General features: G+C 56.1%; 10 protein-coding genes and 1 tRNA gene. 4 read left to right on the top strand and 7 right to left on the bottom strand.

What is annotated here, in order from left to right:
* Window positions 1-261: 261 nt before the first annotated feature.
* Both AC5RE1_RS06470 and AC5RE1_RS06465 read left to right on the top strand, forming a co-directional pair.
* On the top strand, window positions 262-660 hold the full coding sequence (locus AC5RE1_RS06470) for a DUF3052 domain-containing protein (protein WP_006681152.1): 399 nt from the start codon (window positions 262-264) through the stop codon (window positions 658-660).
* Between the two features lie 84 nt (window positions 661-744).
* A tRNA-Val gene (locus AC5RE1_RS06465) sits at window positions 745-818 on the top strand.
* A 106-nt stretch (window positions 819-924) separates the two neighbouring features.
* On the opposite strand, the gene AC5RE1_RS06460 is transcribed toward AC5RE1_RS06465, so the two are convergent.
* The 5 genes from AC5RE1_RS06460 to AC5RE1_RS06440 all read right to left on the bottom strand — a co-directional run bounded on the left by AC5RE1_RS06460 (window position 925) and on the right by AC5RE1_RS06440 (window position 6,534).
* The gene (locus AC5RE1_RS06460) at window positions 925-1,278 is read right to left on the bottom strand and encodes a cupin domain-containing protein (protein ID WP_493938475.1); all 354 of its coding nucleotides are present in this window, start codon (window positions 1,276-1,278) and stop codon (window positions 925-927) included.
* A gap of 2 nt (window positions 1,279-1,280) precedes the next feature.
* Window positions 1,281-2,111, bottom strand: a complete 831-nt coding sequence (locus tag AC5RE1_RS06455) for a class I SAM-dependent methyltransferase (RefSeq protein ID WP_493938469.1) — start codon at window positions 2,109-2,111, stop codon at window positions 1,281-1,283.
* Between the two features lie 198 nt (window positions 2,112-2,309).
* Window positions 2,310-3,308, bottom strand: coding sequence for an adenosine deaminase (add, locus tag AC5RE1_RS06450; protein ID WP_103631843.1), 999 nt, complete (start codon window positions 3,306-3,308; stop codon window positions 2,310-2,312).
* A gap of 8 nt (window positions 3,309-3,316) precedes the next feature.
* The gene (locus AC5RE1_RS06445; protein WP_285067357.1) at window positions 3,317-5,077 is read right to left on the bottom strand and encodes an adenine deaminase C-terminal domain-containing protein; all 1,761 of its coding nucleotides are present in this window, start codon (window positions 5,075-5,077) and stop codon (window positions 3,317-3,319) included.
* A 29-nt stretch (window positions 5,078-5,106) separates the two neighbouring features.
* Window positions 5,107-6,534, bottom strand: coding sequence for a purine-cytosine permease family protein (locus AC5RE1_RS06440; RefSeq protein ID WP_006681146.1), 1,428 nt, complete (start codon window positions 6,532-6,534; stop codon window positions 5,107-5,109).
* Between the two features lie 216 nt (window positions 6,535-6,750).
* Here AC5RE1_RS06440 and AC5RE1_RS06435 point away from each other — a divergent pair, with 216 nt between their 5' ends.
* Window positions 6,751-7,587, top strand: a complete 837-nt coding sequence (locus AC5RE1_RS06435) for an ADP-ribosylglycohydrolase family protein (RefSeq protein WP_493938468.1) — start codon at window positions 6,751-6,753, stop codon at window positions 7,585-7,587.
* A 182-nt stretch (window positions 7,588-7,769) separates the two neighbouring features.
* Here the strand turns inward: AC5RE1_RS06435 and AC5RE1_RS06430 are convergent, their stop codons facing one another.
* Together AC5RE1_RS06430 and AC5RE1_RS06425 are read right to left on the bottom strand one after the other, a co-directional pair.
* A complete protein-coding gene (locus tag AC5RE1_RS06430) occupies window positions 7,770-9,815 on the bottom strand; it encodes a Cna B-type domain-containing protein (RefSeq protein WP_493938467.1) in 2,046 nt (681 codons plus the stop codon).
* A gap of 1 nt (window position 9,816) precedes the next feature.
* A complete protein-coding gene (locus AC5RE1_RS06425; protein ID WP_493938466.1) occupies window positions 9,817-10,611 on the bottom strand; it encodes a hypothetical protein in 795 nt (264 codons plus the stop codon).
* A 412-nt stretch (window positions 10,612-11,023) separates the two neighbouring features.
* Between AC5RE1_RS06425 and AC5RE1_RS06420 the strand changes: the two genes are divergently transcribed.
* The coding region (locus AC5RE1_RS06420) for a Cna B-type domain-containing protein (RefSeq protein WP_493938465.1) at window positions 11,024-13,095 on the top strand (2,072 nt) is incomplete at its 3' end.

Genomic DNA, 13,095 nt, shown 5'->3' with positions numbered 1-13,095 from the left:
AGCTTTTACGGTGGTGCACGGCTTCGTGACCTTGTTCCTATTGTCCACTGTTCGGGCTCTTCATGCGACCCCTACAGGGACTTCTGACCCATGAGTAATGCCTCATTATTGCACGCTGTGCCATCGGGAAGATGTGCTCGACCTTTCCGCTGGTCTTCACGGCGTGGACAAATGGAGTTTCAGCAGTGATGTGCAATACGATAAAAGGGTGTTAGATACTTCAGCGCTCCGTGCGCTCACGCCGAAGGGTGGTTGTTCATCATGGCGGTGAGCCTCGGTTTCACACCGGGACAGATTGTTCAAGAATTTTACGTCGACGATGATGCTGACCAGCAGATTCGCGTCTCCATTGAATCCGAGACGGGCGAACAGCTCGTCGACGAGGACTACGGAGATGTCGTTGACGGTGCCATCGTGTGGTGGCGTGCAGATGATGCTGAAGAAGATGATCTTGCCGACCTTCTGGTTGATGCTCTGTCGAACCTTGATGACGGTGGTTTGATCTGGGTCTTTATCCCGAAGCCGGGTCGTGCTGGAACCGTTCCTGTTGCTGATGTTGAAGAAGCTGCGAAGGTTGCGGGATTGCATTCCACGTCCGCTGCCTCGGTTGGTAATGACTGGGCGGGTATTCGTTTGACGGCTCGTCCTCGGGGTCGTTGATTTAGTCTCAAAGAGCCACTGGGATTCGCGCGAGAAACGCAAGTCCAGTATGCTTTCGACTGTTCCCGCGCGTGTGCGGGTAACGGGCCTGTAGCTCAGTTGGTCAGAGCGCTGCGTTTACACCGCAGATGTCGTCGGTTCGAATCCGGCCGGGCCCACTTTTAGTACCCACGTGCTTTTCCCACCAACGTGAATACTGTCTAAAGTCAACGCGCAGGAGCGGACCGGTTCCGGTCCGCTCCTGCGCGAATTGGCGTGAATTACTTAGTTCGCCGGTGGTCGGCTCATCATGTAAAGCACCATTTTTGCTTTGGTTAGTGCTTTAACCGCATGTGGTAGGCGCGTAGGAAAATGCACCATTCCGCCGGGACGCAACGTCACCGTTTTACCGTCCCCGCTGATTTCGATTTCGCCTTCAAGGGCTTGAACAATCACCGGCATCGCGGCGGTGTGCTCGGATAGTTCTTCTCCCTCGTCGAACGAGAACAACACCACGTTCACCCCCTCAGCGCGCATGAGCGTTGTAGAAGTGGTTGAGTTCGCACAATACTCAACGTGCTGCGCAAGGTTTTCAATAAACCCCAGCGCGCCTGCTGATGATGGTTTGAGTTCAGTCATCATCACATCTCCTTTTCTTCCAGGCTAGCGGTGGGTTTGCGCGCGACGATAGCGATGCCGGTTAAACTGTCGCGGTATTCGTTGAACGTTGCGCGCATATCCAATATACGGCGACGCAAATCCTTGTCACGCGCAACGTTACGCATAATTCGCGCAACTCCGACTATGCCTTCATCGGCTAGATTACGACGTGGGGACAGTAAAGCCATCGGCTCATACCCCACCCATTCGATACAAAAACCCGACTGTTCTAACAATCCGCACCATTCAGCGCGAGTAAGAGGGCGAGCATTAACCCTAATCGTGCGGGCTAGGCGCTGTCGCAACTGGTCCGCAAGCGCCGCGTCTATGCTGTCAGGGGTGAGTCCAAGTTCGTGGATCGCATAGCAACCGCCTGGTTGAAGCAGTCGGAACGCTTCGGCGATGATCTCTCGCTTGCCTTTATCGCCTTGCATGGTCAGCATCGCTTCACCAACCACAACCTGAGCTGATTCGGACTCAAGGCCGGTGTCTTGCGCATTGGCATTGACAACTGTGCCCCTCGGCCCCACCATTGCCTGCACTCGTGCGGTGGCATCTGGATCTTGATCCACGCCCGTGTAGGAGGCGATTCCTCGCTCAAGCATGAGCGTGGCCGTACGTCCCAATCCCGGAGCGAATTCCAACACTTTCTTGCCAGATAGATCGGCCGCATCCAACATTCGATTCGTTAGTTTCAATCCGCCCGGGCGTAAAACTCGCTTGCCTGCCCGGGCAAGCACCCAATGGCCTGCCGCAACACGGGTTGACCGGTCACTTTGCGGAAGGCGGGGTTCGTTCTTATTTGTGTCCATGATGCCAACAGTACTAGAACAATTTAGGTGAGCCCAACCTAAGGGCGCATTGTGTTGTTAGAGAGGATTGCGCAGACGATGTACGTCCGCGGCAATCCGTAAGCTAGCTATTAATAACGTAGATGGGGTGTTGAGCTTCGCGCTGTGCGGGGGAGCAGCTTCATTGAGCCAAGGCTCCAATTATGTTGCTGGAAAGGTTTAGCAGGCGGCAATCTCTTCCCGCAACTGATTCTTGAGCGTCGGGGTGGCCCACGAAATATCCACCGCATTCAGGCAGAGCTGCTTGAGGAAGTCCTCATCTGCGTCCAACTCATCGGCAACTAGCTGCAGATTCTCGCCGATGTAGCCGCCGAAGTATGCAGGGTCGTCGGAATTGATGCAGATCTTCATTCCCTTGTCAGATAACTGCTTGATCAGCTGAGTCTTGGAGCCGTCCGAAACCCAGGTGTTGGAAATCGGGCAGCTGGTCAGGCCGATCTTGTTGTCCACCAGATACTGCACATAGTCGGGGTTCTCGATGACGTTAGTGCCGTGGTCGATGCGGTCAACCTTGATCTCCTCGATCAGCTGGCGGATGTGCTCGATCGAGTTCTTAATGTCGACGTCGGCGTGCATAGTCAGCAGGAAGCCCTCCTCGCGAGCGCGAGCGAAGACCTCGGCGAACTTCTCGGGCGCATTGTCAGTTTCGTCGGAGTCCAGCCCGACGCCGATGATCCAGTGCTTGTAATCCAGGGCCTGGGTCAGCGTGGCCATCGCATACTCGGCCTGGAAGTCGCGCAGGAAGCACATGATCAGAGCCGACTTGATGCCCAACTTCTTCTCGGCCTCGACCTGGGCGCGGTGCAGACCATGGATGACGGTGTGGAACGAGACGCCACGGCAGGTGTGCGCCTGGGGGTCGAAGAATATTTCCACGTAGCGCACGTTCTGCTCGGCTGCCTTGCTCAGGTATGCCATGGCTAGGTCGTAAAAATCCTCGGCGGTCAGCAGCACGTTCATGCCGTCGTAGTACGCAGCCAGGAAGGACGCCAGATCGTCGAAATCGTATGATTCGCGAACCTGGTCGGGGGTTTCCTCGGCGAGCTTGATGCCATTGCGCTCGGCGAGCTTGAACTTCAGCTCCGGCTCGAGCGTGCCCTCGATGTGTAGGTGCAGCTCAACCTTGGGCAGTTTCTGAACGAAGGGTGAAATCTTCACTTTGAGTCCTAGTTGCTGGAAATTACAGGATCGGTGACGACGAACTTGACGCAGTCGATCAGGCCCAGATCGGTGATCGCCCACTCCGGGATTGCGGTGATCGACAGGAACAACAGCTGGCCGAACGGCGACGGCAGATCGCTGCCCAACTCCTCGCGGGCGATGCGATCCATCTCCTGTTCGGCAGCGGCCATCTCCTCAGCTGGAATGTCAGCTACGATGCCGGCTACCGGCAGTGGCAACCTGCCGATGACCTCGCCATCGGCAACAGCCACCTGGCCACCTCCAAGCCTAGTCACCTCGTTGATGGCGAGGGCCATGTCTGCCGCATTGGTTCCGGCCACCACGACGTTGTTGTCATCTGGCGAGTTGGAGGTCGCGATCGCACCCTTCTTGATACCGAAACCGTTGATGAAGGCAACCGGCAGGTTGTCGGTCTTGCCGTAGCGCTCGGCGACGGCAACCATGATTGCGTCCTTTTCGGTGCAGGGCTGAACCACGCCGTCGACGATGTCCAGCTCGATCTCCGCGCCGGGACGGCGGAAGGCCACGTCCTTGCTGAGCACTATCGCCTGAACGACTGCTTTGGAGCCCTCGGCCTCGACCTTGATGCGGCTTGCGTCCACTTCCTTCAGCTTGAAGGTGTCGGTCACAACCGAGGTGCGCTCGGGCGCCACCGGAGCTACGACCGACTTGCCGTTCTCGGCGACGATGCGGCCAGCGGTCATCACGCGTGCGGGTCGGAAGTCATTCAGGTCGTCCACGAACAGGATGTCGGCGAAGCGGCCGGGCGCGATCGAGCCGATCTTGTGATCGAGCTTGTACATGCGAGCGGTGTTGATCGAGCCCATCTGAATTGCCTGCATCGGGGTCACGCCACACTCGATGGCCAGGCGAACCACGTAGTCGAGATGGCCACGGCCAAGCACATCGCTCGAGGTTATGTCATCGGTGCAGAAACCGACACGGTCGCTCGGGGCGCCCATCTCGGTGACCAGCTTGATGTTCTCGCGCAGCATCGGGGCCGCGGTCGACTCCCTGATGATGATGTCGATGCCGTTGCGCATCTTCTCCAGCTCTTCCTCAGGCGAGTAAGACTCGTGACATAGGACGACCCCGGAAGAGGCGTATCCAGCCACCCTGCGGGCGTCCACCAGAGGCGCGCAGCCGAAGGCGTGCAGTCGGTTCTTCTCCGCCATGTCCATCGCGGCCAGAACGTCCTCGTCGCCGTCCTCAACCATCTCCTGAACCGTCTCCCAGAGGCCGACGCACTCGGGCAGCTCCTGGGCTATCTTGTGGTCTTCGGCCTTGAACGCATAACCGACGTTGGACTCGGGGATGGTGTAGGGCGCCTTAGCCGGTGCTCCCCACCAGACGTGTACCGACGAGTCGGCGGCCTCCGCCAGGAACTCCTTGACGCCGTCAATGCCTGCGGCGACCAACACCTGATCGAGTCCGGAGATGACCGAGGTGGTGCCATAACGTGCGACCATGTCGGCGAGCATCGTCACAGAGAGCTTCGAGCACTCGATGTGCAAGTGGCCGTCGATCAAACCCGGGGTCAGGTAGCGGCCCTCGGCGTCGATGATCTCGGTATTGGGGCCCTTCTGCACAGACACATCGCCGACGGCAGCCACACGGCCGTCCGCGATGGCCACGTCTGCTGGATAGATCTCGCCAGTTAGGACATTAACCAGCTTGCCGTTTTCGATGATTTTGTCAGCATGTGCCCTGCCGTAGGCCACATCCATTACGTGCCGGTTAGGCATTTTTACTCCTTCGCTTTAGGGGCGCGCGGTCACGCGATCCCTAAGTTCTTCTTTTTATTGGTGATTGTGAGTGCTATGAACAGGACGCCGCTGACCACTATCCCGGCGGGAATCGCCAAGTCAGGGGCATATTCCGGGTGTTGCGGCGAGATCGCAGCTGCAATCGGGCCGATGAAATATCCGGTGTTGGCAAATAGCGCGGAAGCGATCATTCCGGCAATCAGCGAGACGAATCCGGGCAGCTTCACGCCCCCGACGCCCCAGTAGACCCCGCCCTTGTCGTTCATCAAGCCAGCCAGATCGTAATTGCCGCGTCTCATGACCCAATCGACGAGATAGATCGTGATCCAAGGTGCTAGCCAGACGCTCAGCGAACCGACGAAGGCGCTCAGCAGCGCGTAGAACGACGACTGGGCGACCGCGAAGATAGTGATCAAGATGCAAATGATCGAGTCAGTGACGACAACCACCGGGCGCTTTGCCGGGATGCCGGCGGTCTGCAGGTTAAGTGACGACGAATAAAGGTTGGTGCCGTTTTGTACCATCAGGCCGAAGCCCACTAGAAGTAGAAACGGCACAGAGAACCCCGCAGGCAAGATCGCGGGAACGGCTAGCGGGTCGGAGAGGTCAACGTCGGGGCCGACTGCGACCGTAGCCATGGCGGCGCCTAGGCTCTGCAACAAGAGGTACGGCACGAAACCGCCCAGCGCGGCCCAGGTGCCAACCGATAACGGGCTGGTTTCTTCGGGCAAATATCGTGAGAAGTTCGAGCCGGAGCATGCCCAACTCAGGCCGCCGGAGACCACTACTAGACTGATCGCGCTGATCATCGCGTTGATGTCGGCGCCTACCTCGCCCGTCGCGATGTTTACCTTGGGCAGGATCAGTACTGCCAGGATTACGAACGCGCAGGCGAAAATGATCGTGGCGAATTTCTGCGCTGCCATCAGGAAGTTGTAGCCGATCAGCGGCAGCAGCATTTGGATAAGGCCGAGCACCACGATGCCCGCGACCTGCGTAACGCCCGAGATATCGATGCCGAAAATGCCTAGTAGCGCGGCAATCGCGTAATAAACGAGCACCAGACCAGCAGCTTCGAAGCCGAGCAACATCAGCCACGAGAACAGGCCATTTGCTCGTCCGCCTCGAGGACCCAGGCTAGAGCGGCTGATCGTCATGTTGGTCGTGCCGGTCTTGGGGCCCTGCAACGAGGCCAGCGCCAACAGCGGGTAGGCGATGAGGTTGCCGACGACGATCGCCACGATAGCCTGCCAGAAACTGAGGCCGAAAAGAATCACCAGCAGCGCGCCGTAAGAGACGGTGAAGATGTTCGTGGTTGTGCCGGCCCAGAGGAAGAATAAGTCGATAGCTTTTCCGTGCCGACGATGTGGTGGCACGAGATCAATGCCCTGTTGATCGATACCTGAAGAGGTTTCAAGAGCCGCTGGATCTGACAAATTGTCTCCTTAGTTTTCAAGGTGCCCAGCCGAACTGGGTTAGGATCCGATCTCGAGTTTATAGAACCGCCTAGGCCGATTCAACTTGCTGTAAAGCGATTTCTGGTTTAACGCCGTCCCTAAAGAAATAGAGTGGATTGCAAAGCGAAAGATAGTTGCCGAAGCTGGATGCAGAATGCCTATCCGCGGCAACAATAGTTGAACAGGGAGCAGAGGATGATTGGCGCGATTATTGGTGACATTGTGGGCTCAGACTATGAGTTCCAGCCCGTTGATACCTACGACTTTGAGCTGTTTCCTCAAGCAGCGGACTTCACCGATGACTCCTTGATGACCATCGCGGTTGCCATGGCCATCAAGGACTACCAGGCACTCGATGAGCGAACCAGATCGGAGCAGAACCTGCACGACATCCTCGTATCGCACATGCAAACGATGGGGCGCAGGTTTCCAGACCCGAAAGGCGCATACGGCGGCAGTTTTGGGATGTGGCTAGGCGAAGAGAATCCAGAGCCTTACAACTCGTGGGGCAACGGTAGTGCGATGCGGGTGTGTCCAGCGGCAGAACTTGCCACCAGCCTTGAAGAGGCTTTGTATTTAGCGAAGGCCAGTGCGGAAGTCACACACAATCATCCCGAAGGGATTAAAGGCGCGCAGGCTGTAGCTGCCGCGATCTACCTAGCGCAAACAGGTAAAACACAGCAGGAGATAGCAGGCTACATTCGCGAAAACTTCTACGACCTCGACTTCACCATCGAACAAATCAAACCCACCTACGGATTTTACGAATCCTGCCAGGAAACCGTGCCGCAGGCGATCCAGGCGTTCCTCGAATCGGAAAGCTTTGAGCAGGCAATCCGAAACACCATCTGGCTGGGTGGTGACTCCGACACCATGGGGGCCATCACCGGTTCGATCGCCTGGGCGTATTACAAGCACAACGGGGGAGTAGATCCCCAAATGCGATTGATGTCCGATACCGCCCTCGAATACCTTCCCCAAGACCTTCGCGGGTATGTGATTGCCTACGAGGCCGGTCTAGCCGAGCTCTAGGCGAGCCTGCTTCCATTACGCGCCGTCACGGTACTGCCGAGCCTTGCGCTGTACGGGGAGTAGAGCAAAGATTATGCGCAACGTTCCTTAAATGAGTTTGGCCGGTCACTTCACTTGAAGTGGCCGGCCAAACTATTACGGGCTATGCGCTACCCGGTTTATTGGGCGACGCATGTGGTGTGTTATTCCCGGTTGCGCCTTACGAGCACTACGCCGCCACCAAGCAGGGCAAGTGCGAGGACAATAGCCGAGCCAATCTCAGCACCAGTGCGTGGCATCGGTTTGCGTGGCTTCTCCGTCGGCGGGTTCTTCACGTTAGTGATGGTGAAGCCATCCTTCGCATTGCCCGAAACCGTAGAGGTGAAGCCGTCAACGGGGAGCTCTTCAACGGCGTAAGTGATTCTTGCGCGCTTGCCGTCGCTGATCATGAACCGAGGCAGATCTGTGAACGTGTGCTTCCATTCGTTTTCAGCGTTTAGTTCGACAGGGTCACCAACCAGGTTGGTTTCCTCATTGATTGTTCTGGTCAGCTGGACCTTAACCGGTTTCGTTGAACCCGCGTCAAGATCGTTACCCTCATTGTCCTTCCACACCTTGGTCACATCCACCTGCGTGGGTTGAGGTACCTGGGTGTTCGTGACAGTGAAGCCCTTCTCTGTATCACCTTCTACCTTGATGGTAAATCCGCTCACGCCCAGCTCCTTGACGGAGTAGGAGATATTGAGTTCCTCGGTGTTCCCGGAAGCCTCGTCCCCAGTGATCTTCGTGGCTGGTAGTTCTTCGAAGGTATGTGTCCAGTCATTCGTTTCATCTAGCACTACTGGATCACCCACGGGGCTCGTGTTAATGCCGTCGGTAGATTGCAGGAGCTGCACGTTTACAGGTGATATAGCTCGTGGGGCAGTGATCTTCAGGCCGTCCTGCGCGGTGCCCTCCAATTTAACTGTGTTGGCTCCGTCAACGCCCTGCTCTTCAACCGAGTACGTGACCTCTACCTGCTCACCTTTGACGGTCTTGGTCTTGGGCAGGTCCTTGAACGTATGCGTCCACTTGTTGTCAGCATTGAGCTCTGCCGGCTGGCCAATGTAGAACTTCTCACCGCCAACTGATCCCACCAGCTGCACCTTGACAGCAACCTTAGAAGCTTCGTCAACAAGGTCGTTGCCCTTAGAGTCCTTCCACGCCTTGGAAACCTTTACCTCGGTCTTTTCTGGGGTTCCAAACTCAAGTCCACCGTTTGAGCCAATACCGCCACCGCGCGGAGACTGGTTCTTCGTGATAATCAACCTTGCCCAGGAGTTCGCGTTATTCTTCGCGTTCTGGTCAGTAATGGTCTTGAGGCCCGCGTTGTGAAGCGAGGTCCGATAATCACTGGTTTCGTCGGATTCCCTCTCCTCACCATCGAACACCTGCTTCTTACCAGGATTCTCGGCATCGAAACGAGGCTGATTGAATCCGCCATCCTTATACAGGGTAGGTTCGCCGCCACCTAGCATGTGCGAATCGATAAGCATGCGTGCGGAAGTGGAGCCTCCATAGGCATCATGCGCAATGTCATCGCCCCAGTGATGATCGGTAGCAGTCGTTGGGGATTCGTTATCGAATACCGCTACGCCGTTCGTGACGTGTATCAGCATGCTCCCTGTGGGGCAGAGCCAAACACCGCCGCCGACTGCAACCCAGCCTCCGTCGGTTGCGCTGTTCTTGGTGATGAGGGTGTCCTTGAAATGGGCGGTGTACGACTTGGTTGCAACGTAGATACCGCCACCCTGTTGGCTAGCAGTATTTCCCTCGATCGTACCTGCGTTAAGGTGTACACCGTTGGAAACCACGTTTACGCCGCCACCTGTGCGGGAAGCACTGTTGCCGATAATGCTACCGCCATTCATAGTGAAGCCGCCGGGGGAAAGTTTGGTCCAGGCTTCCGTATTCGGTTCGCCGTATTTAGCCTTGGTGCAGTTGAAACCGTCCCCGGCAACTTCCTGCCAAGTGCCAGCCGCGCCCCACACGAACAGGTCCATAGCATTTACGCCGCCGCCGTTGCCCGCATGGTTGTTTTCGATGGTGCCACCGTTCATCGTGACGTCGGCATTTCCGAAGATGTTTATGCCACCGCCACCAAAGCTTGCATCACCTTCTGAGATCTCACCGTCATTGAATTCGAACGTTGCTCGCGTTGACGTCGTGTCTTCATCACGCGCTGGGCAATCCCAGATCCAGGAGAACACATTAATATTCCCAATCCACCCCGTGTTTTGCGTGACTTTGCCACCGTTGATTGTTAGGTTGGGCACCGTTAAAGACGCCAATTCCGCCTACTTCACCGTAAGCGCCCGCCGATGTATCTGTTTCGCCCTTGGAGATCTCGCCACCGTTCATAACCATCGTGGCGCCGGAATTCAATGCAACGTTACCTGCGCCACGCTGAACGCTTCCGGGGTTGTTTTTCAGGCGGTGATTATCGGTGATCGTTCCACCATTCATAATGAATTTAGATTCTTCGCCCTGCGCCGTGACAGCACCTTGATAGAAGCCACTCAGCTTCCGCGCACCAGTAACGGTGCCCGCGTTCATCACCAGTTCGCCCTCCACAAGAATTGTGGGTGAGAAGCTGGAGCCCGTCACAACATTGTCGTATTGTGCGCGCGAGTCGATAGTGATGCCCTCGCCTTTTCCGGTGCCATCAGAGAGGGTGAGTTTTGCGCCCTTTTCAACCTTCAGTAGGCTGCCGGTGAAATCACCGTCATCACGAATAATCTTGCTTTCTGATGACCACGGAGATATGTCTGCGTCCACTAGCTCAATGTCTGCGCCAGCGGGAATGACAATAGTCTTCGTCAGCAGAGTCTCGGTACCGTTACCAATTTCAATCCTGGTCGGAGTAGTTCCAGCCTGCGCAATGAGTTCTTCTAAGCGGTCCGGCTCACAGTACAGAACCCGACCCTCTTCATAGCACTTGAGGACCTGCCGGTCCGGGGATTCTGGCGCGGCCTCGGCAACCGGAGGAAGGCCGGTGCCCATCACCACTAGAAATACTGTTAGACATGCTGCCCACAAGGCGGGGAGAAAACTGTAACGCTTTGTGCTTTTCACTTTTCTTCTTTCTTTAGAGCGCAAGAAGAGCCTCGGAAAATGGCCGGAGAGCTTAGTAGGACTAAAGCCATACTGTCAGAGGAATCGCGAAGAAACAAGATACTACTTTGTGTAGACAAAATAATCACAACGCGAGCCAACACCTAGCGGGGATCGTCAGATACGATCCGGCATGTCGCCCGGCGTGAAAAGTGGCCGGAAACACAAGAAATCTCGCTAAGCCAAATGATCGCGAAAAGACTTGGGAATTGAGTCCCATATGTGAAAGACTCGAAGTTACGTTGCGCGTAATCTGGCCCGTTGTTGAGCAGACCGGAGGTCGCTCGTATGAGAGGAGCAAATAATGAGGGGCCCTTGGGTGCGGTCATTCGGGATTTTGCTGGCCACAGTGCTGGCAACAGTCGGGTTGTCCGGGGGAGTAGCTCAAGCAGCCGGTATTAGTTCTTGGGACGACATTATTACGGCGGTAGAGGGTCTTGGTGACGGCGAGTCAACAGAACTGTCAATCGCATCAGAAATCACCGTAGAGGACGGTGCTCAGCCGCTGGTTGTGCCCGCGGGGAAACAAGTCACCTTCACGGGTAGTGGAAAGATCAGCGGAAAGAGATCCCCGCTGTTCTCGGTAGAAGAGGGTGGAACGCTCACCCTATCCGGTCCGACTTTCACCAACGCGCAGTTTAGCGTTGCGGGCGATATGAACCTTGTGGGCGGCGCGATCTGCGACACTGCGGTAACCGGCCCGGTCGTTTTTGTTAATGGCGGAACGCTGACGATCAGTGGAGACGCTGAGTTTTCTGGCAACAACGTTTCGGATGAGTCCGGCAAACTTCTCCCGGCGGGGGTAGAAAAAGAAAAATACTCTCCAATCACCGCCTACAACGGCACCGTGCGAGTAGAGGGTGGAACGCTTAGCGGCAACCACGGGTTGCGCTACGGCGGCGCGATTGGCCTATGGGCCAGAGACGGTGGACATCCAACCTTCGAGATGACGGGTGGAACACTAACCGGGAACGTTGTCAGCCACCCCCGGTCCTATGGCTACGGGGGTGCGGTTTACGGTGAGGGAACCTCAGCGAATATCGCTGGAGGAACCGTTAAGGAGAACACCACAGAGTTAGGTGCGGGTCTTGCCTTTGTCAATAGTGATGTTTCGCTATCAGGTGGAGTCGTTGTTCAAGGCAACAACAACGGGGAGTATAAAGGTGAAGGTGGTGGCCTGTATCAAAGTGGAGGAACGCTGGACATCAGCGGTGCAACGTTCACAGAGAACGTATCCACTGGTTTCGGCGGGGCAATCAGTGCGGATGATACCAAGGTTGAAATATCTGGCGCAGACATTACTTCTAACACGGCCGCAAAATCCGGTGGAGGCATCTCGTTCGGTGGAACTACAAAAGCCGAGATCCACGCTGCAATTCTGAGCGACAACACCTCGCAAGGCTTTTGGGGTGGCGGGGCGATGTACAACGACACCAAGGCCGAGGTGACGATTTATAACGGCCTTATACGCGGTAATAAAATCAAGGATGTTTTCGTGATAGGCGCTGGTAACCATCCTGCAAGCGCTCAAGGTGGTGGCGTGTGGAATTGCCCCACGGGTTCCACCGTTATGCACGTGACGCGCGGCGTAGCGATTTTTGATAACGAGGCTCCTAACGTCGTCAAGGGGACACTCGCCGGTGCCGGTGATGATTTCGCCAGCATTATCAAACACGAATTCGATAAGCCAGTAGCGGGCCATGCGGTCGAGGTTACTGAGCGTATGCTCGGCGGAAGCCCCCGCGCTTGGTTCCAGGACGGTTCCATATACAATATTCACAGTAACTGGTCCGCTGAAAGCCAGGTCCCACGCTACTCAGCTGATGGGGACAACACTGCCATCAAACCAAACGAAACAGTTACTAACAACATTGCCTTCAAGTCGGTGCCAACTAAGGACGCTAAGGCGATTGCAGAGACTCTTGCGACTGTGAAGATCACCGATAACGTAGCCACCGGCACAGGAATGTCGGGTGGAGGTATCGCAAACAACGGTACTTTGACCTTCGGCGAACCTGAACCGTGGGAACTGAAGTTGGAAAAGAAGTGGGCTAATGATGATCCCAAGGATCGCCCCGAGAGCATTTCGGTGGACGTGAAGCTGGGGGACAAGGTACTTGAGACCATCAAGCTCACAAAGGAGAATGGTTGGAAGGCTGAGCTAGCCAACTATCCCGATCCAAGTACCCTTATTGGCGCCGCGACAGGCGAGAAGATCCCGCTGACCTTCGTCGAACATGACGTCGATGGCTACATGTCTCACGGCGCAGTAGTGACGGAAAACAAAGACACAAAGACGATCGAGGTCGAGATCGTTAACGAACCTCCCACGTCGATTGATGTTGAGAAGCGGTGGTCTGGTGATGTGGAGGCTGA

Source organism: Actinotignum sp. usb-actsch-rep-73 (assembly GCF_059082735.1).
This window is presented reverse-complemented; position numbering and strand designations above follow the sequence as displayed.